This window comes from Tissierella sp. (assembly GCF_032104385.1).
Taxonomy (GTDB): Bacteria; Bacillota; Clostridia; order Tissierellales; family Tissierellaceae; genus Tissierella.
This window is the reverse complement of record NZ_DAMCHJ010000002.1, coordinates 233,856-258,876: the sequence shown is the minus strand read 5'-3', so window position 1 is coordinate 258,876 and position 25,021 is coordinate 233,856. Positions and strand designations below refer to the sequence as shown.

At 29.5% G+C, this 25,021-nt stretch carries 22 protein-coding genes, 1 pseudogene and 1 riboswitch (1 of these 24 running past the window's edge); of the genes and pseudogenes, 18 read left to right on the top strand and 5 right to left on the bottom strand.

Features of this window, described 5'->3' with window-relative positions; all coding sequences use genetic code 11:
• The first annotated feature begins 340 nt into the window (after positions 1-340).
• On the top strand, positions 341-880 hold the full coding sequence (locus RT714_RS03220; RefSeq protein ID WP_313756170.1) for a DUF5698 domain-containing protein: 540 nt from the start codon (positions 341-343) through the stop codon (positions 878-880).
• A 92-nt stretch (positions 881-972) separates the two neighbouring features.
• Here RT714_RS03220 and RT714_RS03215 read toward each other — a convergent pair whose 3' ends face one another.
• Both RT714_RS03215 and RT714_RS03210 read right to left on the bottom strand, forming a co-directional pair.
• Positions 973-1,737 carry a response regulator gene (locus tag RT714_RS03215; protein ID WP_313756169.1) on the bottom strand — a complete coding sequence of 255 codons (765 nt, stop codon included), beginning with the start codon at positions 1,735-1,737 and terminating at the stop codon, positions 973-975.
• A complete protein-coding gene (locus RT714_RS03210; RefSeq protein ID WP_313756168.1) occupies positions 1,725-3,449 on the bottom strand; it encodes a sensor histidine kinase in 1,725 nt (574 codons plus the stop codon). The genes RT714_RS03215 and RT714_RS03210 overlap by 13 nt, the downstream gene beginning before the upstream one ends.
• A 182-nt stretch (positions 3,450-3,631) precedes the next feature.
• Here RT714_RS03210 and RT714_RS03205 point away from each other — a divergent pair, with 182 nt between their 5' ends.
• The 17 genes and pseudogenes from RT714_RS03205 (at position 3,632) to RT714_RS03125 (ending at position 22,399) form a co-directional block, all read left to right on the top strand.
• On the top strand, positions 3,632-5,416 hold the full coding sequence (locus tag RT714_RS03205; RefSeq protein ID WP_313756167.1) for a flavocytochrome c: 1,785 nt from the start codon (positions 3,632-3,634) through the stop codon (positions 5,414-5,416).
• Between the two features lie 211 nt (positions 5,417-5,627).
• Positions 5,628-5,837: pseudogene (locus RT714_RS15910) on the top strand (glutaredoxin); the annotation flags it as partial.
• A gap of 92 nt (positions 5,838-5,929) precedes the next feature.
• Complete coding sequence (locus tag RT714_RS03195; protein ID WP_313756165.1) at positions 5,930-7,585, top strand: putative manganese-dependent inorganic diphosphatase; 1,656 nt, start codon at positions 5,930-5,932, stop codon at positions 7,583-7,585.
• 189 nt (positions 7,586-7,774) lie between these two features.
• Positions 7,775-7,960 carry a hypothetical protein gene (locus RT714_RS03190; protein WP_313756164.1) on the top strand — a complete coding sequence of 62 codons (186 nt, stop codon included), beginning with the start codon at positions 7,775-7,777 and terminating at the stop codon, positions 7,958-7,960.
• 245 nt (positions 7,961-8,205) lie between these two features.
• Positions 8,206-8,472 carry a DUF2007 domain-containing protein gene (locus RT714_RS03185; protein ID WP_313756163.1) on the top strand — a complete coding sequence of 89 codons (267 nt, stop codon included), beginning with the start codon at positions 8,206-8,208 and terminating at the stop codon, positions 8,470-8,472.
• Between the two features lie 231 nt (positions 8,473-8,703).
• Complete coding sequence (locus tag RT714_RS03180; protein ID WP_313756162.1) at positions 8,704-9,774, top strand: PrpR N-terminal domain-containing protein; 1,071 nt, start codon at positions 8,704-8,706, stop codon at positions 9,772-9,774.
• A 332-nt stretch (positions 9,775-10,106) separates the two neighbouring features.
• Positions 10,107-10,610 carry an NUDIX domain-containing protein gene (locus tag RT714_RS03175; protein WP_313756161.1) on the top strand — a complete coding sequence of 168 codons (504 nt, stop codon included), beginning with the start codon at positions 10,107-10,109 and terminating at the stop codon, positions 10,608-10,610.
• A 47-nt stretch (positions 10,611-10,657) separates the two neighbouring features.
• A complete protein-coding gene (locus RT714_RS03170; protein ID WP_313756160.1) occupies positions 10,658-10,990 on the top strand; it encodes a hypothetical protein in 333 nt (110 codons plus the stop codon).
• 309 nt (positions 10,991-11,299) lie between these two features.
• Positions 11,300-13,387, top strand: coding sequence for a molybdopterin-dependent oxidoreductase (locus tag RT714_RS03165; protein WP_313756159.1), 2,088 nt, complete (start codon positions 11,300-11,302; stop codon positions 13,385-13,387).
• 15 nt (positions 13,388-13,402) lie between these two features.
• Complete coding sequence (locus RT714_RS03160; RefSeq protein WP_313756158.1) at positions 13,403-15,025, top strand: ABC transporter substrate-binding protein; 1,623 nt, start codon at positions 13,403-13,405, stop codon at positions 15,023-15,025.
• A gap of 11 nt (positions 15,026-15,036) precedes the next feature.
• On the top strand, positions 15,037-15,975 hold the full coding sequence (locus tag RT714_RS03155; RefSeq protein WP_313756157.1) for an ABC transporter permease: 939 nt from the start codon (positions 15,037-15,039) through the stop codon (positions 15,973-15,975).
• Positions 15,962-16,765: an ABC transporter permease gene (locus RT714_RS03150; RefSeq protein ID WP_313756156.1), complete on the top strand. Its 804-nt coding sequence runs from the start codon at positions 15,962-15,964 to the stop codon at positions 16,763-16,765. The genes RT714_RS03155 and RT714_RS03150 overlap by 14 nt, the downstream gene beginning before the upstream one ends.
• 16 nt (positions 16,766-16,781) lie before the next feature.
• Positions 16,782-17,759 carry an ABC transporter ATP-binding protein gene (locus tag RT714_RS03145; protein ID WP_313756155.1) on the top strand — a complete coding sequence of 326 codons (978 nt, stop codon included), beginning with the start codon at positions 16,782-16,784 and terminating at the stop codon, positions 17,757-17,759.
• Positions 17,740-18,558: a dipeptide/oligopeptide/nickel ABC transporter ATP-binding protein gene (locus tag RT714_RS03140; protein WP_313756154.1), complete on the top strand. Its 819-nt coding sequence runs from the start codon at positions 17,740-17,742 to the stop codon at positions 18,556-18,558. The genes RT714_RS03145 and RT714_RS03140 overlap by 20 nt, the downstream gene beginning before the upstream one ends.
• Before the next feature lie 390 nt (positions 18,559-18,948).
• Positions 18,949-19,584: a hypothetical protein gene (locus tag RT714_RS03135; RefSeq protein ID WP_313756153.1), complete on the top strand. Its 636-nt coding sequence runs from the start codon at positions 18,949-18,951 to the stop codon at positions 19,582-19,584.
• A 108-nt stretch (positions 19,585-19,692) separates the two neighbouring features.
• Positions 19,693-20,133, top strand: a complete 441-nt coding sequence (locus tag RT714_RS03130; protein ID WP_313756152.1) for an NUDIX domain-containing protein — start codon at positions 19,693-19,695, stop codon at positions 20,131-20,133.
• Positions 20,134-20,254: 121 nt separating this feature from the next.
• Positions 20,255-22,399 carry a M1 family metallopeptidase gene (locus tag RT714_RS03125; RefSeq protein ID WP_313756151.1) on the top strand — a complete coding sequence of 715 codons (2,145 nt, stop codon included), beginning with the start codon at positions 20,255-20,257 and terminating at the stop codon, positions 22,397-22,399.
• Positions 22,400-22,447: 48 nt separating this feature from the next.
• On the opposite strand, the gene RT714_RS03120 is transcribed toward RT714_RS03125, so the two are convergent.
• Genes RT714_RS03120 through RT714_RS03110 form a run of 3 tightly spaced genes read right to left on the bottom strand, consistent with a single transcriptional unit; the run spans position 22,448 to position 24,905 of the window.
• On the bottom strand, positions 22,448-23,245 hold the full coding sequence (locus RT714_RS03120; protein WP_313756150.1) for a MetQ/NlpA family ABC transporter substrate-binding protein: 798 nt from the start codon (positions 23,243-23,245) through the stop codon (positions 22,448-22,450).
• Positions 23,246-23,259: 14 nt separating this feature from the next.
• Positions 23,260-23,901 (bottom strand): methionine ABC transporter permease, encoded by a 642-nt coding sequence (locus RT714_RS03115; RefSeq protein ID WP_115322192.1) that lies wholly within the window; start codon positions 23,899-23,901, stop codon positions 23,260-23,262.
• Positions 23,901-24,905 (bottom strand): ATP-binding cassette domain-containing protein, encoded by a 1,005-nt coding sequence (locus tag RT714_RS03110; protein ID WP_313756149.1) that lies wholly within the window; start codon positions 24,903-24,905, stop codon positions 23,901-23,903. Before RT714_RS03110 ends, RT714_RS03115 begins: the two co-directional genes overlap by 1 nt.
• A 95-nt stretch (positions 24,906-25,000) precedes the next feature.
• Positions 25,001-25,021: riboswitch (SAM riboswitch) on the bottom strand; it runs 94 nt beyond the window's last position.

The window sequence follows — 25,021 nt, the reverse complement described above, 5'->3', positions numbered from 1 at the left end:
ATATATTTGATATAAAATAATGAGATGTAAAAACAAATTGTAATTTGCAAATAATTAAGATATGTAGTATACTAATATGGTTAGATTAATAGTTGGAACTTAGTTAAAGTATTTAAAATAATTTTTACATCAATCTTATCTTTATTTTAAAGTTATAATGGTGATTTTTAGCTATGAACCATTTGCTTTATCCCTATATGTCCCGAAAGGGTATCAGATTTATTCAATCTTGAATTTTCCATTTGGATTATTAAATAGGAATACGACTAATTAATTGCTAACTAATATACAATTTGTATATTAGTTTTTGTGATATAAAAATTAAAAAGGAGGTGTTTAAATGGGAATAAATGTTATATTTGCACTTGTAGGTTTGTTTTTAGTGACTGCTTTTACAAATATTTTAGCAACACTAAAGACAATATTAATGTCTAAAAAAATTATGAATCCAGTTTATTTATTAGTTTTTGCAGATGCCATGATTTTTGCAACTATTGTTAGTAAGGTCACTAGCTCAGATGGTATTCAATTTACTGTAGCATATGCTTTAGGAAGAACGGCGGGAGTTTATATAGGTGGTAAAATTGAAGATAGATTAGCTTTGGGAATTTTAGAAGTAGATTTATTTTTAAGTGATAAAGACAAGGTTATGGAAATAGCAAAGAAACTTAGAGAAACAGGATATACAGTTAATAACTTTCTTGTTGGAGGAAACGATGAGAAAAAGAGATATCAAATAGAAGTTGTAATTAAAAGAAAAGAATTTAAAATATTTGAAGATATTATAGCACAATTTGATGTAATCAATCCAACATTGAAAGTTAAAACTTTAAGTAAAGTAGATGGTAAGATTACTACTACAAAATTTAAAGAAGCTTAGAAGTTTTTATTTAAATTGTGGTAATAGATATGAATTGGAAATAAATCAGCTGTTATTGAAAAAATAATGAAAGCTGAAGTATTTCCGAGAATTTAATGCTTAATAGAATTTTTATTTCTATATTGATTAGGTGAAAGTCCCATATAATTTTTAAAAGCTCTACTAAAATAATGCTGGGTGCTGTAACCAACCATATTTGAAATATCGTGTATTGTATAGTCTTTATCTTTATCCAATAGAAGATTTATAGACATATTAATTCTTAGTTTATTAAGGTAATCAGTGAAGTTGGCTCCTGTTTTTTGTTTTATTAATCTAGTAAGATAGGACTGACTTATATGCAAATTTTCAGCTATAAGATTTAATGTTAGATCATTTCTAGTAAAATTTTCCTTTATATAATTAATTGCTTGATTTCCAACACATTTTTGACTAATATTATCACCATCTATTTCCTTCAATTTATTTATTTCCCACATTCTTTCACAATAGGAGTCCATGGCTTTAACAATAATATTTTTAAAGTTTCTATATTGTATAGGTTTAAGTAAGTAACTAAATACTCCAAGTTCTAATGCTTTCTGTGCATATTCAAATTGATCATATCCTGATATAATAATTATCTTGGAATTAGGGTCAATTTCTTTAACCTTTTCTATTACTTCAAGACCATTGATAAAGGGCATATTGATGTCCATTAAAATAATTTCAGGTTGGTATATATTGACTAACTGTAGAGCTTCTTCTCCATCCTGAGCTGTTCCAACAACTGATAAATCCAAATCATAAGATTCAATTAAATTTTTTAAACCATTGCGTATTATTTCTTCATCATCAGCTATGACTATTCTAAACATTGAAATCCCTCACTTATTTTTGGTATCTTTAACAATACTTTAGTTCCTTTTCCAAATTCACTGTCAATATCAATATTATATTTATCTTTGAAAGTAAGCTTTAAACGTTCGTTGATATTATACAATCCATAATGCTCAGATTCAATAGAATTATATAAATTATCTTTAGTTGTAGCAAGCATTTTATGATCCATACCTATACCATTATCTATAACTTCTATAATAATATAATCATTTTCAGATAATACATTTATATTAATAATTCCTTTTTGCTTTTTAAGCTTTAGTCCATGATAAATAGAGTTTTCTACTAAAGGCTGTATAATCATTTTAGGTACTAAATTTTGAGAAATTGATTCATTTAAGTTAATGCTATAACTAATTTTATCTTTATAACGTGTTTTTTGAATTTCCAAATAATTGCGTACATGTTCTATTTCATCTGATATTGTAATGAATTCTTTTCCATCACTTAAGGATATTCTAAAAAATATTGATAAAGAATTAATCATATCGGCAACGTCAAAGGCCTTATACTCTAAAGCTTTCCACTGAATTGTATCTAGTGTATTATATAAAAAATGGGGATTTATTTGAGATTGTAATACTCTTAACTCAGCATTTCTTTTTTGGGTTTGGACTTTATATACTTGATTTATTAATTTTTTTATATCCATAAGCATTTGATTAAAAACTTTACCTAAAATAGAAATTTCATCATTATTTTTAGTTTCATAATAGGAATCTAAGTTTCCGTTGGACACTTCTACCATATGATTTTTTAATTTATATATTGGTTTTACAAGAGTACCAGAAATAATAATTGCAAGTAAAATAGAAAAGAATAACAAGATTATTCCTAGAATAATGACTAAGTTAATTATATTGTTAGTTTGAGCATGAATATAATTATTTTCTATTATAGTACATAATATCCAATCTTCTGTATAAGGAATAGAGGAAAAGAACAATGTTGCATCTTTATTATATATATTTTTCAAGGAAATTGTTCCAGAGTTTATTTCTTTAGATTTCTTAATTATTTTATTTAATTCTTCAGCAGAAATATATTTGTTAGTCAAAATATCCTTTGAAATAGAATAAATATCCATATCCTTATTCATAATCCAAGAAAATCCATTATAGACATCAATACTACTTGCTATTTCAGAAATTTTTTCTAAATTAACAGCACCATTAATAAATCCTATTTTTTTATTTTTATCATTTATAATGGGATAGCAAATAATAAAAATAGGAGTATTATCAGATTTAGAAACTAATGGTTTAGATATAACATATTCTACATCTGAGGACATTACTTTATTGAAGTAATCTCTATTAGATACATGAATAGTAATATTATCATTTATCCATCCATATCCATCTAAAGCACCTATTGCAAATGTTTCATTTAAATTTCCATATTGTTTACTTAAAACTTTATTTAATCGAGTCAAATAAAGTCTTGAAGCCATTAAATTAAATTCATTAGTTGAAACATATTCATGTATAATTCTTATTTCACTTATTCGTTGATTTAGCCAAGAACCAATTTCAATTGACTTTGAATCGATTAATTGTAAAGTTTGATGTTCAAGTTGTTCCATGTTTAAAGCTTTAACTTTTGTTTCCAATATAAATAATAGAGGAGAAAAGGTAAGTATTATACATAAAACAAAAACTAAGATAATTTTTAAACGTAAAGACATGATTTCCACCTTTAATTTAGACATTTAAACTTAATAATTATTATATAAGATTTTTTCATATTTTTAAATACTGTATTTTAAAGTGCAAAAATAGACATATCAGTGTAAATACTAAAAGGAATATCTGTGTTAAACTAATAACAATATAAACAATAAGTTAACATAAATAGGAGGGACAAAAGTTGAAAAAGTTTTTAGTATTTTTATTAGTAGCTACTATGGTAATAGGTTTGGTAGGTTGTAATAAGAGTGAAAAGGTAAATAATGGAAACACTGCAACATCTATAAAGGATGGTGTATATGAAGGTGTTGGTACAGGTAAAGGTGGAGAGATAAAAGTTGAAGTAACAATTGCAGATGATAGGATTACGGTTATTAAAGTACTAAGCCATAATGAAACACCAGGATTTGATACTGCTATGGAAACATTAACAGAAAGTATTATATCACAAAATAGTCTTGAGGTAGATGGAGTTTCAGGATGTACTTTTACTTCCAATGGATTTTTAGAGGCAGTAAATGCAGCATTGAAAGCAGCAGGTGCAACATCGGATATGTTGAAAAAGATAGATGCTACAGCTAATGGTGAAAGTAAGGAAGAAATTACGGAAACTCATGATATTGTAGTAATTGGTGCTGGTGGAGCAGGACTTTCTGCAGCTATAGAAGCTAAAGCAGCAGGAGCTGATGTAATAGTTTTAGAAAAAATGCCTATGGCTGGTGGAAATACCTTGATATCAGGTGCAGAATATGCCTGTTCAAATAACTGGTTACAGAAAAAAGAAGGCATTGAAGATAGTATAGAGCTTCATATTCAAGATACCTTAAAAGGTGGAGATAATAAGGGAAATGAAGAATTAGTTAAGGTGTTAGCAGAAAATGCTCTAGCTGGTGCTGAATGGTTAAGAGATGAAGTTGGAGTTGTTTGGGAAGATGAGTTAATGTTCTTTGGAGGACATTCAGTTAAAAGAAGTTTAGTCCCAGAAGGTGCTAGTGGTAGGGAAATAATAACTAAACAATTAGCTAAGGCTGAAAGTATGGGGATTTCCGTTCTTTTAAACACTAAAGCAACTGATTTAATTGTAGATGAAAATGGAAAGGTTGTTGGAGTAAAGGCAGATGGTGAAAAAGCAAATTATACTTTCAATACTAATAAGGCAGTAATCATAGCATCAGGAGGATTTGGCTCCAATATTGAGATGAGAAAGAAATACAATCCTGATATAGACGAAACAATTTTATCTACCAACTCAACAGGCAGTACAGGAGACGGTATTTCAATGGCTGAAAAAATCGGTGCAGATTTAGTAGGTATGGAATATATTCAGACGTATCCAATATGTGATCCATTAACAGGTACATTGCTTTATTATGATGATGCAAGGTTATATGGACATACTGTCATTGTAAATAAAGAAGGCAAAAGATTTGTAGAAGAATTAGGCAGACGTGATGTAATGTCTATGGCTATTAAAGCTCAGACAGGACATGTATGTTACGAATTAATTGACCAAAATGGATTTGAAGCAAGTAAATTACAAGAAAACCATGAACCAGAACTTGATTACTTATATAAAAATGATTTATTAGTAAAAGCAGATACTATCAAAGAAGCTGCTGAATTCTTTGGAATAGATGCAGTAGAATTACAAAAAACTGTTGATAAATATAATGGGTATGTAGCAGATGGAAAGGATCCAGAATTTAATAAAAGAAGCTTACCTTCAACTATAGAAGTTGGACCATTTTATATATTAAAGGCAACTCCAGCTGTTCATCATACAATGGGTGGTATAAAAATCAATACAAAGGCTCAAGTATTAAATAAAGAAGGAAATGTAATAGAAGGATTATATGCAGCAGGAGAAGTAACAGGAGGAGTTCAAGGGGCAAATAGATTAGGTAGCAATGCACTTGCTGATATCACAGTATTTGGCAGAATTGCTGGACAAAATGCAGCTAAATAAATTTAATAACTATCATTTTGGTGTTTGACACTAAAATGATAGTTATTTTATTTAGAAGAATAAAAGGAAGAATGAGGGTTCAAAAATATAAAACTATAAGGTATAATAATGTTAAAATACAGGTTATAGATAGAATTAATAATTTAAGTAAGGAGAGATGCAAATGAAAAAAATAATTGTATTTGGAAGTAAATATTGACCAGATTGTGAGCCTGCGAAAGAGTATCTTTCAAGTCATGATATTAAGTTTTTATATTTAGATATTTCAGAAGGTATGATGAATTTAAAAAGGTTTTTGAAGTATAGGGACAATTATGAAGAATTTAAAGAGGTTAAGGAATCTGGAAGAGTAGGATTACCTTGTATAGTTATAAATGATGGAGAAAGGATTATTTTTGATTATAATGAATTAGAGATATAAAAAGTTGATGTCTTGCATCAGCTTTTTATCATTTAATATTAATATTTTAGTGGTATAATATGAACTAAAGATAAACAATAGTGGAGGAAAATATGAAAGAAACAATATATATAACAGGTCATAAAAATCCTGATTCAGACTCAATATGTGCGGCTTTAGCTTATGCAGAATATAAAAATGCCAATGGAGATATTAATGCTATTCCTGTTAGGCTTGGAGAAATAAATAGAGAAACACAGTTTATTTTAGAATATTTTGGAGTTCAAATGCCTATCCTTCTAGAAACTGTGAGATTAAGTGTTGAAGACTTAGATTTTGATAAAATCGCTCCCATTAGTCCAGATATATCATTACGTATGGCTTTAGAATTGATGAAGAAAAACAATTTGAACAGTCTTCCTGTAATAGATGAGAATGAGCAACTAGCAGGTATTGTAACAATATCAGATATAATAGGATCATATATAGATGTATGGGATAACGGCATTTTAGGGAAATCAGGCACTTCTATAGATAATATTGTAGATACTTTGTCTGCTAAGATAATTACAATTCCAAATGAAGTAAAACCTCTTACAGGTAAGATTTTGGTTCTAGCTATGGAACCTAAATCTGCAGGAGAATATATAGAGGAAAATGATATAGTTATATGCGGAAATAGAAAGGATGCACAGGAACTAGCAGTAAGTAGCAGTATTTCTTTAATGATTGTAACTGGGAATATTAAAGTAGATGAAGATATAATAACTCTAGGAAGAGAAAAAGGTATAACTATAATAGCTACTCCCTATGATACATTTACTACTTCTAGATTAATAACTCAATCTATTCCTGTTAGCCATGTGATGTCAAAGGATAATTTAGAGTTATTCACTCTTGATGATTTAGTGGACAATGTAAAGGAAAAGATGTCACAAACAAGATATAGATCTTACCCAGTAATAGATGATGATAATAACAATAAAGTAGTTGGCTTAATATCCAGATATCATTTAATATCTAGTATGAAGAAGAAAGTAATCTTAGTTGATCACAATGAACGCAGCCAATCAGTAGATGGCTTAGAAGAATGTGAAATACTAGAGATTATTGACCACCATAGAGTTGCAGATGTATTTACAGGGAATCCTATATATTTTAGAAATGAACCTGTAGGAAGTACATCTACTATAATAGCCTCCATATTATTTGAAAATGGAAGAAGACCTTCAAAAAAAATAGCAGGAATACTTTCGGCAGCTATAATATCCGATACTTTATTATTTAGATCTCCTACATCAACTAATGTTGATAGAATGATATTGGAAAGATTGGCAAGAATAGCAGATTTAGACGTAGAGAAATTTGCAATGGAGATGTTTAAAGCAGGTACTTCCTTAGTTGGAAAAACACCTCAGGAATTACTTAGTGAAGATTTCAAAACTTTTACTATAGATGAAGATAAGATAGGGATTGCTCAAGTATATACTATGGATCCAGATAGCCTAAAGGATATGAAATGTGACTTAATATCATTAATGGAAGAAAGAGCAGAAGAAAGAGGATATTCTATATTTATATTGATGTTAACAGATATATTCAAAGAGGCTTCGGAAATGGTAGTGGTGGGGCATAACAAAGAATTAGTGGCAAAGGCATTTGGAAAAAGCCTTGTTAACAACTCATTTTATGCACCAGGAGTACTTTCAAGAAAAAAACAAGTAGTTCCACCAATAACAAATACATTGACAAATATTAAAGAATTATAGAATTAACTAAGGAGAATAAAAGGCTATAGTAATCATTTGATTACTATAGCCTTTTATATTTAGCTTATTATGGGTTGAAGTATAAAAATATTTTGAAATGGGAAGGAATTGGAGGAAAAATGTAGAATAGTATTAGAAATGGTTCAGATATATCATTTATATTATATGTAAAGAATAGGAGGGGAAGAAATGCAATTTATAGCAGGAATTGGATTTTATACAATTTGGGTTACCCCAATTATATTTGTGATTAATTTAATTGGGGCTATAAAAGCTATTAAAGAAGGGAGGCAGACGGAAAAATATACAGTAGCATGTTGCATTAGTTTAATGTTAATAGTGATTCCCATATATATAATGTTAATGTATATCTAATAATGGAGTATAATCTGTATAGCATTAATGATTGATGGATATGGATGAATATAGAAAATTAAGTTTTAGATGAAATTGATGAAGATATTACTATAGGAAAGACTATATTATTGATATGTTATTATCCAAATTTCTATAATCTTTTGTATTAGGTATTATTTAATATAACACTATAGAAAAATTATTTTGGAAAAGAAGAAGTTTGGAAAACAATATATAAATTAATAATTATAGGAGGAGAGATTATGTTTAAGAGAAAAAATGCCAAAAAGAATAAACAATCGAATGAAATTGATTTAGTTCTTTTAAGAACCACTAACAATAATTTTGAATTGGGAATAATCAAAAGTATATTAGATGATAATAATATTCCTTACATTGTAAAGGATTATGGTGCTGGGGGATATATGAGGATAATTAGTGGTGATTCACCATATAGAACTGATGTCCTAGTAGAAAAATCTAATTATAATCAAGCAAAGGAAATTTTAGAACAGATTACTTTTGAGTGAGAATATTTTGGAAAATTTATAAATCTTTTAATAAACTCTTTATCATTTTAGCACATTACACAAATTATTTATAAGTTTACTAGAACTTTTGTAAAAAAATGATATAATGATGATATAAACAAGGTTATATTTTCTAAATTTGTCACAAATTAGACATTAGTAGAGGTCATTAACATTTGTCTAAAAGATCAACAAAAAAATCTAGTGTTTTAGATAATTGGAGGTTAAATAATGGAATCAATTTTCTTTGTGGCCTTAACCCCTGGTATGGCTCAGGTGGCTAAGCAATCAATGCATAAACTTAATTTATCTTTTCCTATTGAAGTAGTAAGTTTTGAAAAAGTTCCAGAGGTAGTAGAAGCTAATCCTAATGTTGATGTTATGATCAGTAGAGGTCTTATGGTTGATTTACTGAGGGAACATACTGATGTACCAGTAGTTGGAATTACTATGACCATTGACGAGATGTTGCAAGCAGTGGGACGTTTAACAAAGAGCGGAGCAATTAGGGTTGGGGTTGTAGCTCATGAAGGATTTTTAGAGATAGATAGTTCTGATTTTGTTGTAGGAGAAGTGTCTATATATGTGAGACCATGGAATACACTTGATGACATACCAAATATACTAGATGAATTGAATAAAATAGGTGTTACTTCAATTACAGGGGATAAAGGTGGATATACAGTAGCTAAAGAACATGGTTATACTGTAGATCTTTTAGAATCTGATGTTTTGGCAGTAAGTCGAGCTATAAAAGATGCTATGAAAATAGCTCAAGCTCAGGAACGAGAACGTGAAAGAGAAAGAGAAAAAACACGTAAATTTGAGAATGTATTATCTCAGCTTTATTTAAATTTAGAACAGTCGGTTTCTTTTGTAGAGGAGTTAACAGCATCCTCAGAAGAGCTTGCTGCTTCAAGTCAGGAATCCTCTGATATTGCTTTAAAGGTTACAGAAGAAATGAAAGGTATTTTTGAAATATTAGAAGTTATTCAGATGGTAGCTAAGCAAAGTAACTTATTAGGACTTAATGCTGCTATAGAGGCTGCTCGTGCAGGTGAACAAGGATTGGGATTTTCAGTTGTAGCTGAAGAGATTCGGAAATTAGCAGATGAAACCAATAAATCAACAAAAAATATAGATAATATGCTTAAGGAATTTAAAGATTCTGTAATGTATGTACATCATAACGTTGAACAATGTAATGTAATAACTCAAGAGCAGGCAAAGTCCATTCAAACATTATCTGAAAGATTAGATAGTCTTAAAGAAATAGGACAAGAACTAACAATTATATCTTAGTAATTTATAATGGGATGAAAGATATTTTTAAATTTCAAAGTTTATAAATAAAGTAGATGGAAAAAAGCACCATCTACTTTTCTATATCACATTGAGATGTTGGAACTACAACATCATCAAGTATTTGTTCTAAGTTTTATATTTAGATAAAGAAAATTTCATTGTCTTCACATGAAATTTTCCAAAGAATATTATATTTAATATGCAATCTTTTTGTATTGTAAAGGTCATAAATAATGAAATAAGGGATATATAAGTTAGAGAATTGAATTGTAAAAGGAGAACCACCGTATTTATTAAGGATAGAGATATAAACTTAGGAGAATAAAGCTATGGAGTTTTTTTCTAAACCTGCTGTAGGAGGAATAATTGAGAAAAACATATCTGGAATAGATTATATATTAATTCAAGATAGGTATAAAGATGATGCTAAAATAGAATCGGGATTAATTGAAATTCCTGCAGGAAAGATTAGAGAATTTGAAAATATTTTTGATTGTCTAAGAAGGGAGGTTTTGGAAGAAACAGGACTAAGAGTTACATATATTGAAGGTGAGGATGAAACTATAATTTTTGAGGAAAATGGCTATAAGGTTTTAAATTATATTCCTTTTTCATGCAGTCAAAATATTCAAGGAACATACCCTATAATGGTGCAGATATTTATCTGTAAAGCAAATGGAGAACTGCTAAAAAGAACAAATGAAACAAATAATATTAGATGGATATCATTGAATGAATTGGAAGAATTATTGGAAAATAATTATAAAGCTTTTTATCCAATGCATGTTATAACGTTGAAGAAATACTTAAGGTATAAAATGAAATTTAAATAATTCATAGCAAAAATAAAAGTTAAATAAAAAAAGGAGTAAATAAAACTATGGAAATTAAAGAGGTAAAAATTGAAATCTATATTCCAGAGGAATATGTTATAGAGTTAAGAGATGAGCTGAATAAAGCAAATGCTTGTAGAGTAGGAGATTATGATAACTGTATGTCTATAACTAATGTTAAAGGATATTGGAAACCATTAGAAGGAGCCAATCCCTATAATGGGCAAGTAGGAGAGATCTGTGAAGGGGAGGAATGTAAGGTTGAAGTAAGATGTAAAATAGAATATGTTAAAGATGCAATTGGAGCTATTAGAAAAATTCATCCCTATGAAGAACCATTATTTAATATAATTCCAATTATGAATGGTTTATTTGAATAAGAAAAAAATAGTTTTAGGAATTAGGTACTTTAATATAAGATAGTTGAAAATTTTAATAGGTAATCTTTTATGTGCTGATATGTGGATTACAAACAGTGTGCATGTTTGCTATACATTTGATAGAACTGTTTCTTTAGAAATGAAACCCTAAAGAAATAGTTTTTTATTTACTATAAATTTTATAAATAGATAATGATTATCAATTAAAAAATACAATATTCAAAACCATTGTAATTGGACATGCCTATGATAAAATATTCACTGATTAATATTTCAAGAGAATATATCTGTGTATGAGGAGATGAAAAATTGCAAACAAAAAAGAAAGGTATATGTGGAATATGTCCATATAATTGTCATGTAGTCGTTGTATTGGAAAACAACATAATAATAGATGTTTTACCAGATAAAGACTCACCTCATGGTAACTTATGTCCTAGGGGGAAGGTTGCACCACATATTGTATATTCAGATAGACGTATAAAAAAGCCTTTGATAAGAACTGAGAGGAAGGGAACTGTTTCCTTTAGAGAAGCCACATGGGAAGAGGCTATTGATATAGTTGGTGAAAACTTTAATAAAATAATTTCTATATATGGTTCTAAAGCATTGGCAAGTTATATGGGAGGAGGTTCTTTAGAAGATTCCTTAAATGATTTTTATATAGATTATTTTGGACATATTGGTTCACCTAATGATATGAGCAGTGGTTCAATTTGTTATGTAGCTTCAAGAATTTTAGCTCCTGTTACTACAACTGGACTATATAGTAGGGCATTTACATCTGATATAGATAATAGTGATGTAGTATTGGCTTGGGGAACAAACCCTAAGACGGATTCAGGGATAGGGCAGTTTAGGAAGGTATTAAATGCTAAGAAGCGAGGAGCAAAGATAATTACTATTGACCCATTAAAGAACGAGACTGCCGAAGTATCAGATATTTGGGTATCCATTAAGCCAGGTACCGATGGTGCTCTTATATTGGCAATGTTAAAGTTAATAATCAATAGTGAAAGATACGATAAGAAATTTGCTCATGAGTATACATATGGTTTTGAAGACTTAATAGTGTACTTAAATTCCTTAACCTTAGAATATCTTTCAAAATGTTGTGGAATAGAAATAGAATTAATAAAGGAAATAACGGATATATTTTGTAGTACAGAAAAAGCTTCTGTTATATTTTATACCGGCCTAGAATATCAACCTAGTGCAGTACAAAACACTAGAGCCATTTATTGCTTATGGGCACTGGGAGGTAAACTAGATGTAAAAGGTGGACTTCACATAGATAGGTATCCAGCAGAACAGGCAACAGAGTATGAATTTAATATAGATAATATACCGGTAGGGGCAAAAGAATATCCTGTATTTTCAGCACTATGCGGTCGTGGTCAATTTGTTGAATTTCCAAAGGCTGTATTGGAGGATAATCCTTATCCTGTAAAGGGTCTGCTTACTTTAGGAGGCTCTCCTATATTATCCTATCCAAATAAAGATATTTGGAAATCAGTTTATAAAAAGTTAGATTTTTTAGTAGTAATAGATAGGTTTATGAATGAAGAATGTAAGTGGGCTGATGTAGTTTTACCTGCTACAACTTATTACGAAAATACTTCCTATTGTTATTATCCAGATAGTATAAGGCTAAGGGAGAAGATTATAGAGCCAGTAGGTGAGGCTAAAAATGATATATTTATTCTTCAATCTATAGCTGACAAACTTGGTTTTGGACATCTTTTTCCAAAGACTGACAGAGAAATCTTAGAAATGGCTTTTAAAGATGATAAGGACACATTAAAAGGTATAAAGGAAAATCTTTATGGAGTAAAAAGAAAAGAACCAGAAGTAAAATATAAAAAATATGAAACAGGACATTTAAGAAAAGATGGTGAAAAGGGATTTCCAACTCCAACAGGTAAGTTTGAAATAAAATCTACTATATTAGAAAAGTATGGATATGAAGGATTACCAGTGTATATAGACCCTTATGAGTTAGGATATAAAGAAGAAAAATATAAATTTTTACTTACTACTGGAGCAAGAAGTCTATTTAGATATAATTCCTTCGGTTCTAATATTGAGGAGCTTGCTATAAAAGAGAAGGAGGTCAATGTCGCTATTAGTCAGCGTGATGCAGAGCATTTTAATATAGAAGATGGTGAAAAGGTAAAAGTTGAAACACCTTTTGGTTCCATGGTATTCCCAGCCAAGATTTCTAATATTATGGAGGGGGTTCTCCATATACCATATGGAGGTGGGAGTTCTTTCCAAGTAGAAGGATGGAGTAAATATAATCCAAATGAAATATGTGGTTACAACTTTAGAGATGATATATCAGGATTTATAACCTGCAAAGCTGTACCATGTAATATATCAAAGACAAAAGAATAACAAGGAGGAAGTAAAATGAACATGAAAAGAGTTTTAGCACTATTATTAGCACTAACCATGGTATTGTCTTTAACTGCTTGTGGTAAAAAGGATGTTGCAGAAGCACCACAAGAACAACCTACAGCAGCTAAGGAAGAGTCAGCAGAACAAATCTTAAGATATGGTGTTATGAAATCACCAGGAAGCATTGACCCAACAAACCTAAAGGATATATTTTCATATGAAATGGTTAGACAATCATATAATGGTCTAACAGATAGGACACCAGATGGAAAAACTATTCCAGGTCTTGCAAAATCATGGGAAGCAAAAGATGGAGGAAAAGTATATCACTTTGTTCTTGAGCAAGGAGTTAAATTTCATTCAGGAAATGAATTAAAAGCATCTGATGTTAAGTTTACTTTTGAATATGCCATAGATCCAACAAGAGATAGCGGTGGTGGTTCATCATTTTTATCAAGTATAGTTGGATATGATGAGGTTATGGATGGCAAAACTAAAGAGCTAGCAGGATTTAAAATTATAAATGATTATGAATTTGAAATAGAATTTACTGAACCAGAGATTTATTTCCCAGAATATTGTAGTGTAGAATCCTTGTATATAATTGAGCAAGCAGCTGTAGAAGGAAAGGATGAAAACTGGTGGGAAACAATGTCAGCAGGTACAGGACCTTATAAACTAGAAGAGTTTAGCATGGATGAGAAGACAGTTTTTGTAGTTCATGAAGATTATTTCAGAGGAAAACCAGGTCTTAACAGACTTGAATTCATAGTAGTACCAGAAGAAGAAACTGCAATGATGATGTATCAAAATGGAGAATTAGACGTTATAGAAGCACCTTGGGGTCAGTTAGATTTAATTAAAGAAGATGCAGAATTAAGTAAAGAATTAGTAGAATATCCAATAGCAGATGCTACTTATTTAGGAATGTCTCAAAATCTATATGAACCTTTCAAGGATATAAGAGTTAGACAAGCAATATCATTAGTAATAAGCCCAGATGATATGGCTAAGAAAATCATGCAGGATACAGTGTATCCTTTATATGGAGTTATACCTGTTGGGTTTAGTGTATATGATAAAAATATTAAACCATTAGAATATAATTCAGAGAAAGCAAGGGAATTATTAAAAGAAGCAGGATATGATGCAAACAATCCATTACCACCTATTATTTTATCATATGTGCAAATGGATGAAGACAATGCAGTATATATTGCTGAGCAATTAAAGAAAGAGTTAAATTGGGAAGTTAAACTTGAAAGTCCAGATTTTTCAGCTTTACTTTCAGATTTATTAGATAGAAAAGTTTCATTTTATATATTTGGTTCTACAGCTAGTTATGGAGATGCTCGTAGTATTATGTATACAGCTTTTCATAGTAGTGGAAAAAGAAATTTCTCAGATTATAACAATCCAAACTATGATAATCCAATAAATGAGGCTGCTAAGCTTTCATCTCAAGAGGAAAGAGGAGTATTATATTTACAAGCTGAGAAAGCACTAATGGATGATTTTGGTTGTGTACCAATGTATTCAAGTAAGGCCTATTTATTAGTTAAGCCATATGTTAAGGATATGAAGATTAGTGGATTAGGAATGGATACATTCGATACAATTAATATAGTAAAATAGAGGTTTTAGCATTGGCAAGAAATATAGGAAAAAAAGCAATTAATTTAATAATTGTTATGTTCTTAATGAGTCTTTTGGCATTTTTAGCTATTAGGGTAATGCCAGGAGACCCTATTGCTTTAATGTTTGGCGAAAAAGATGTGTCACCAAAGGTAATGGAAAATATAAAAAAGATTTACAATTTAGATAAGCCATTATTAGAGCAATATATTTTGTATATAAAGGATTTATTAAAATTTGATTTTGGTTACAGCTACTTTTTTGTAGGCAAGTCTGTAAATGATTTGATATACAAAGCCTTTAGAAATACATTCAAATTAGCAATATTAGCTTTTCCGGTATCGGCTATCTTAGGTATAGTTTTAGGATGCCTAGCAGCTTATAAAAATGGAAAATTTTTTGATAAACTATTAAATTTTATTACTGCTATATTAACAGCAATACCAGATGTACCATTGGCTATATTCTTAGCATTTATCTTTGCTATGAAACTAAAGATATTTCCCATAGCAGGATGGGGGCAACCTAAACATTTATTCCTTCCGGCTATTTTTATTTCTCTTTGGCCTTCTTTAAGTTTAGCTAAAATGGTAAGGGCTTTAGTAATAGAGGAATTGGGAAAACCCTATGTATATATGTGTAGAGCAAGAGGTATGGGTTATATGAGGATTATAGTGTTAGAGGTAATGCCCAATACCTTAATACCAGTAACTACAAGCTTAGGAATGATGTTTGGTAGGATGTTAGAAGGAACATTTATTGCAGAGCTAGTATTTAATATACCGGGTTTAGGAAGAGTGGCAGTGGATTCAATTTTTAAAAGAGATTATCCTGTAATCATGGGGATTATTTTACTAAGTACTTTTACTTATACTAGCATTAATTTTGTTATGGATATTTTGCATTATGTTCTAGATCCAAGATTGAGAGGTAGAAATGAAGTTGTTTAAAAATTATTTACTTAATATAAATATAATACTTTTATTACTGATTGTTCTAGGTGCTATTTTAGCACTTATTATTGCACCTTATGATTTTAACGAAATGCATTTAGATGATACTTGGCAAAAGCCTTCAGAGAGGTTTTTATTAGGTACTGACAAACTAGGTCGTGACATATTTTCAAGGCTATTATTTGGAGGGAGAATCAGCCTTTTTATAGCCTTTATAGTTGAGATAGTAGCATTTCCTATTGGTTCAGTCCTTGGATATATAAGTGGAACTAAGTCAGGATTTGCCATATCAATACTTAATAGGATTATGGAGGTTTTGTTTTCGTTTCCAACTATAATATTAGCCTTAACTTTATCTGGTATTGTAGGGGTTGGGCTAAATTCCATAGTAGTATCCATAGCATTAGCAGAAATACCAGTATACTTTAGACATGTAAGGACTTTAGTATTGAAGATAAAAAATGAACCTTTTATAGAAGTACTGACTACTTTAGGAATTGAAGATAGGTTTATATTTAAAGATCATGTATTGTTACATTTAATGCCACCTTTAATACCTAAAATTATATTCAATTTTGCCACAACTATTATATTTGAATCAACCTTAAGCTTTATTGGAATAGGAATACAGCCACCTTTTCCATCCTGGGGAAATATGATAAGGACAGGACTTCCTTATATTAAGGTATATCCAGCTTTAGTTAGTTCATCCAGTGCAATATTAGCTATAACGATACTTATTTTATTTGGTATTAGTGAAGAATTAGAAAAAAAGCTGATGGTATAAAAAGGATGGTATCTATATGACAGAAAAATTACTTGAAGTAAAGAATTTAAATACTTGGTTTTACACCGATGATGGTATAGTAAAGGCAGTAAGGGATGTTAATTTTAATTTAAATAAAAGAGAAATACTAGGAATAGTAGGAGAGTCTGGTTGCGGAAAAAGTGTAATGTCTAAATCTATAATGGGACTTGTAGAGAAGTCTGGTAAAATAGTATCTGGAGAAATAATTTATTATGGAAAGGAATTACAAAAACTAACAGATAAAGAAATGAGAAGTATAAGAGGTAAGGAAATAGCTTATCTTATGCAAAATCCTATGTCTGCATTTAATCCAATGTTTACTATTAAGAAACATATAAGTGATAGCATATTAATTCATGAAAAGGTTAGAAAGCAAGAGGCAAACATTAAGGCAATAGAGTTATTAGATAAAATGAATATAATAGATCCGGAAAAAAACAGTAAAAAATATCCTCATCAATTTTCAGGTGGAATGTTACAAAGAGCAGCTATAGCCATGGCCATATCATGCAATCCTAAAATATTAATTGCGGATGAACCTACAACAGCATTAGATGTCAGTATTCAAGCCCAAATATTAAAGTTGTTGAAAGAACTAAGAGATAAGCTGGATATGTCTATTATTATAATAACTCATAATTTTGGAGTTATATGGGATATATGTGATAGGGTTAATGTCATGTATGCAGGTAATATTGTTGAATCTGCATCTGTAAAAAATATTTATGATAATCCTCTTCATCCATATACTAAGGCACTTCTTGAGTCCATAGTAACTATGGAAATGGAGATGGATAGTTTGTTGCCTACATTACAAGGTACAGTTATAGATATGAAGGATATAAAAGGGGGCTGTGATTTTGCCCCAAGATGTTCTTATGGGACAGAGTATTGCAAAAAAAACACTCCAAGATTAGTTGAGATAGAAAAAGAGCATTTTGTACAATGCCATTATGCAGGTAAAGGAAATTGATGCTATGGATATTAATAATGAAGTTATATTAAAAGTTGAAAATTTAACTAAGATATATGGTACTGATAAGGTAGTATCAAATGCTAGTCTTGAGCTTGAAAGTGGTAAGACATTAGGTTTAGTAGGGGAATCGGGCTCGGGAAAGACTACTATAGGTCGATGTATAATTGGTATAACAAAGCCTAATGAAGGTAGGATACTTTATAGAGATGAGGATATTTCTAAATATAGTATTAAGCAGAGAAAAGAATTTAGAAAAAATATTCAGATGATTTTCCAAGATCCTTATTCATCCTTTGATCCCAAAAAAGACTTTAATTTTTCCTTGAAAGAACCTATGCTAAGATACAAAGTAGCTGATAAAAAAATAGCTGATGAAAAAGTTGATGAAATTTTAGAGAAGGTTGGCCTAGATATAGATTTAAAGCATAGATATCCTAGACAGTTAAGTGGAGGTCAATGTCAAAGGATGAACATAGCTAGGGCACTTTTATTAATGCCTGAGGTACTTATATGTGATGAGCCTGTATCAGCATTAGATATATCTATACAAGCGCAGATATTAAATTTGCTCAAGGAAATTCAGAAAGATTATAATCTAACCTATTTATTTATATCTCATGATTTAAGTGTTACAAAATATATGAGTGACGATATAGCAGTTATATATAAGGGGAAAATAATAGAGCAGGGAATTAGTCAAGAGGTGATGACAAATCCAAATCAGACATATACAAAGCTTCTACTTGAAAGTATATTACCTAATTCACCCTATGAAAGAATAGATAACTATTTGTAAGACGGATATAAAATGGACATTTTGCAGAATGTTTTTTATTTGATTAAAGTTTATAATGAAAAAGTATCTGATTCAAAAGTTGGATGCTTTTTTGAATGCTTTAGAAAATATTAATTTGAAAAAGAAGGGATTTAACAAAATTAGTAGAATATATAATTATATAGAGACTTCCGAAGCAGCACATAATTTAATTGATTTTTATAAAAGTAGGGAATGATTATGTATAGCCTAGGTGAATGTTAAAGAAATAAAATTGTATCATATCTAGAATAAATAGATAGAGGAAATCGGATATATCTATGATAATATGGATAAACTCTTAAATAATACTAGTGTTGATAAGTACTAAATTAGGGTTAAAGAGCAGTTGATAACAAGGGGAAATATAATATGCAGAAATTATCAAAAGAACTTTTTAATGAAATAAAGGTCTATATGAACAAAGAATCTAGACCATTAGAGAGAGCCATATTTAATTATTATTTTAATGATTCAAATGGTGATGATATATTGGACATGCTAGAGAAATTTCAAAATTCAGATGGGGGTTTTGGTAGAGCTATTGAATATCTGGAATCAACTTTTGATAGTGAAAGAAATGGTTGGTGTAGCGTTCCAGTTACTGTCAATGGCTATCCCCATGCACCTTGGTGGAAGCATAGAAATGATATAGGTATGACAGCTATTGATTATTCATGGGGGAATCCTACAGCTGAATTAATAGGGTATCTTTATGAATATAGAGAATACGTTACTAAATTAGATATATTTTCACTTGTTAAATATGCCATAGATAATTTGAATGAGCATACAGAATTTAACTCTGATAACTTTTTTGGAATTGATAATAAATTTATAGATAAGAACTTAGATTACCTAATAGCTAAACTTGAAGAAAATAAGAAAATGTTACCTACATGGGAATGGGATAACTATTTAGATGAATGGAAGATTTCTAAGATTGAGTGGATGGGAATTCTAACTTTGGAGGCTTTATTATCTTTGAAGAAATTTAATAGGTTATAGTAAGAAATCTGTAAAGTATTATTAATAGAGAACTTTAGAATATTAAGTTTAATATACATTTTAGAATTATAATAAAATCGAATTAATAAATATAGGAGTGAAATAGATATGAAATATCCTGAACCTACTGTTGGAGCTATAATTTTTAATCCTGATAATAAAATACTTCTTTGCAAGTCACATAAATGGAATAATAAGTATGTGATTCCTGGTGGACATATTGAACTAGGTGAAAAAATGGAAGAAGCTTTACAGAGAGAAATACTTGAAGAAACTGGATTAGAAATATATGATATTGAATTAATAAGTGTAAAGGAGAGTATTTTTAGTGATACTTTTCATGAAGGAAAGCATTTTATATTTATTGATTATAAGTGTAAAACAAATTCATGGGAAGTTATTTTAAATGATGAGGCTGAAGAATATGATTGGGTAGATTTAAATGAGATTGATAATTATGAATTGGGCGGATTTACTGAGCAATTATTAAAGGAATTAAGGAATAGTGAGGACTCTAAAAACAAGATAGAAGTTTTCTATGGCTATTAATTTGAAAAATAAAAAAATAATAACTTGATAAAATTATCAGTATTTTCGCATATTTAGTTGAGAACTTTAGGCAGACTTATGATAAGATTATAATGTATATGTAAAAAATAGGGGGGATAACATGAATAAAAAAAGATTTTTATTAATAACGTTAATTTTAGTAATTCTATTAAGTAGTTTTCAATTAGGATTTACAGCTGATTTAGATAATCTGACTCAGTATGAAATAAATATTACCTTAAATACTGAGAATCATACTGTAGAAGGAGAACAGAAGGTTATTTTTACTAATACTTACAATACAGACTTAAATAGTTTAGTGTTTCATCTTTATGCGAATGCCTATGAGTCCTACGGAACATTACCAGCTATAGGTGGTATGTATTTACATGAAGGAGAAGAAATACCAAAATTAACAGAGGAACAAAAAGGTTATATTAAGGTACAAGGTGTAAGGATTAATAATGAAGAAGTTAAATACACAGATGATAATCAGATACTAAAGATAAATATGGAAGAACCCTTAAAGAAGGGTGAAAAGGCAGAGATAAAAATTGAGTTTACCATAAAGATTCCCGAAGGATATCATCGCTTCCATCATCTACAAGGAATTTATTCTCTAACCAATTGGTATCCAATACTATCCATTTATAATGAGAAGGATGGAAAATGGGATGAAAATCCATACCATCCCATAGGAGAGTCTAACTATAGTGATGTTTCAAACTATAATGTAGTATTTACTGTACCGAAGAAAATGGTAGTAGCACCAACAGGAACCATAATAGAGGAAAAAGAAAATGATAAAAATAAGACTATAGTTATAAAAGCTGAAAATGTTAGAGATTTTGTTATATTTATGAGTGATAGATATAAAGTGAAAACTAAAGAAGTAGATGGTATTAAAATCAGCAACTATTATATTATGGAAGAAGGAAAAAAAGAGAATACAGCTATTATGGTATTAGATGAAGTAGCTAAAACTGTAAAATTTATGAACAAAATTATAGGAAAATATCCTTATGATGAGCTTAAAATAGTGGAAACATATCTAGGAGGGGGAGCAATGGAATACCCTCAGGTATTACAAATGGGAGGATACTGGGATTTAGAAGATATTGACATAGAAGAAAATGCTCCATTTATAATAGAAGCAGCAGTTCATGAAGCTATTCACCAATGGTGGTATGTAGCAGTAGGAAATAATGAATTTGAAGAACCTTTTCTTGATGAGTCTTTAACTGTATTTACTACTGCATACTATTTTGAAAAAGAATATGGAAAAGAACATCAAAATGGAATTGATTATACTATAAGAAATTCCATATATCCATTAAATATATTACCATTAAATAGTAGTGTAGATGAGTTTCAAGAATGGGGAGATTATAGTGAAACTATATATAGGAGGGGACCTGCTTTTTTTGAATCTTTAAAACAGAAGGTAGGGGAAGAAAAATTTATTAAAATATTAAAAACATATTTTGAAGAGTATAAATTTAAAAATGCAACTATAGAAAATTTATTAGATATAATAGAAAAAGTTGCTGGAAAAGATATTAGAAATTCTTTGGAAGATGCAGTGACAAAACCCAACTATTCTCCTGCGGATATTAAATTAACTCGAGAGGAACGAGAAGCTGTATATAGAAACCAAGAAAAACGTTATTTAAAGGAATCAGAAAAGAGAAATGGATTGATAATAGGTAGTATAGCTCTCCGCGCCTTAGAAGGAGAAGAGGTAATAATAGTAAAACCAGAATATTTAACTAAAGAAGATTCAATGAAATTTGAAGAATTTACTCAAATGTTAGTAAGGGATAGCATGGGAGAAATTAAGGTTGAAGAAGATGATAATTCAAAGATTAAGATTAAAGAAGAAAAAGATTTAACAGAATCAGATAAACAGGGCAATTTAATCTTAATTGGATATCCAAATAAGAATGGAATGATTAAGGAAATCAGCTCCGAATTACCTATAAAAATAGATGGAGATACTATTAATATAGATGGATTAACTATTAAAAATGAAAATGTTACTGGAACCTTTATAGCAGAAAATCCTAAGAATCGAAAAAAATTGGTGCAGGTGATATTCTTATATGAGAATACTGCTTTAGAAAAAAATAATATAAGTAATTCTGTGGAACTAAGAGAAGGCTATATTTCAATCCATAGATATAATCCAATGTATAATCATGATAAGCAGTTTATAATAAATATGAAAGATATAGAGATTCAGGGAAAATATAAATCAACCAAATAAATTTCATGTATTTATTAACAGAGGCAAGATAAACTTGCCTCTGTCTTCTTAAAATGCTGGAACTACAGCACCATCATAATTTTCTTCAATATATTTCTTAACTTTTTCAGATTGTAATGCTTTTAATAATTTAACAAACTTATCTTGAGTTTCTTCTCCAGATCTTACAGCTATAAGATTAGCATAAGGAGATTCTCCCCCTTCAATTAAAAGACCATCTTTTACAGGGTTTAGGCCTCCTTCAAGGGCATAGTTACCATTGATTACGGCACCATCAACACCATCTAAGGACTTTGGAAGAAAAGCTGCTTCTAGAGGAGTAAATTTAAGATTTTTTAGATTTTCAGTTACATCATTTTCAGTAGCTTCATATCCAACTCCATCTTTTAACTTAATTAATCCATTAGCTTCAAGTAGTAGTAAGGCTCTGCCTCCATTTACTGTATCATTTGGTATAGCTATTTCAGCACCATCAGGTATTTCTTCTATAGTTTTATATTTAGATGAATATAATGCCATTGGCTCTACATGAATTTTTCCTAAAGATACTATATTTAATTTTTCTTTTGCTTTAAAATCATTGAAATAAGGCTCGTGTTGGAAGAAATTAGCATCTATTTCCCCATCATTAACAGCTAAGTTTGGTTTTATATAATCTGTGAATTCAATTATTTCAATTTCAATTCCTTCTTTTTTTAAATCATCTACAACTAGGCTAACTAGTTTCGCATGTGGGTCAGGAGATACACCTATTTTTATTACATTTTCATCTGAAGTTTTTTTGCTGCAGCCTATTACTGATAATGATAATACAACAACTAATAAAAGTGATAATAATTTTTTCAATTTAATTCCCCCATTTATTTTTTATTTATTTTTAAAGAAATATAATTACCTAAAAGTTGTACTCCTTGAACTAAGACTATAATGGCTATAAGGGATACAACCATAACATCTGTTTGGAATCTATATAGTCCAAAACGAATAGCTAAATTACCTAATCCACCACCTCCTATGGCACCAGCCATTGCTGAATATCCAATTAGATTAATTATAGTTAAAGTTATTCCAGATACTATAGAAGGAAGAGATTCTGGAATAAGAACTTTCCCAACAATCTGCGGAACTGTAGCACCCATAGCAAGGCTAGATTCTATTACACCTTTGTCGATTTCCTTTAGACTTCCTTCCATAACTCTAGCTACAAAAGGAGCCGCTGCTATGGATAAGGGTACTATGGTAGCTGTTGTTCCTATGGTTTTTCCAACAATGAGTTTTGAAATTGGAAAGACTAAAATCATTAAAATAATGAAGGGTAATGATCTTAATATATTGATAATACTTCCCAAAATTTTATTAAATATAGGTTTTTCCCAGATATTATCTTTTTCTGTAATTACTAATAAAATTCCTAAGGGAAATCCTATTAATAAGGAAAAGACTGTTGAAAAAAACACCATATATAGAGTTTCAAATAAAGAAGGTATAACTAATTCAGCCATTATATCACCTCCACATAAACATTTTCATTTCTTAGAAATAAAAGAGCTTGATTTACCTCTTCCTCTTCTCCAATTAACTCTAATATTAGATGACCTACACTGGTGGATTGTAATTCATTGATGTTCCCAGATAATATATTTACATCAATATTAAACTTTCTAATAACCTTAGATACAATTGGTTTTTTAGCACTATCACCTAAAAAACTCAATCTAATAATTTTTCCCCTAAAATCACTTGGATTTATAATTTCTTCTTCTATATTACCTTGTAAAGAATTTATAAATGTTTGTGCGATTTTTGTTTTAGGTTCTCTAAAGAGATTTTCTACAGTATTTTCTTCTACAACTTTTCCATTTTCCATAATAGCAACTCTATCACAAATTTCTTTTACCACTTCCATTTGGTGTGTTATCATCACTATGGTTATATTTAGTTCATTTCTTATTTTTCTTAATAGTTCCAATATAGATTTTGTAGTCTTTGGATCTAATGCCGAGGTTCCTTCATCGCTAAGTAGTATTTTAGGATTATTGGCAATAGCTCTGGCTATGGCTACTCTTTGTTTTTGTCCTCCACTTAATTGGCTAGGATAATTATCTTTTTTATCTTTTAAATCTACATATTCTAAAAGTTCATTAACTCTATTGTGGATTTTTTCATTATCCATTTTTTCCAAACGTAAAGGAAAAGCTATATTTTCATATACGGTTTTTTGAGATAATAAGTTAAAATGTTGAAAAATCATACCTATTTCTTTTCTTTCTTTTCTTAGTTCTTCTTTATCAAGATTTATTAAGTCTATACCATTTATAAATATCTTTCCTTCTGTTGGTTCTTCAAGCCTATTTAAGCATCTAATTAAAGTTGATTTTCCAGCACCGCTTAATCCAATAATTCCAAAAATTTCACCTTTCTTTATATTTATATTTACATCTTGTACTGCTATTAATTGTTCTTTATCGTTGGTAAAGACCTTAGATAAATTATGGATTTTAATCATTTAATGTATTCACCCCTTAAATTCTTAAAACAAAAACCTCTTTAAAAAGAGGCTTAAATAAAAAACCTCTTTAGAAGAAAGAGGCTTAAGTTCCTCTCTCATCTTTCGGTATAAAT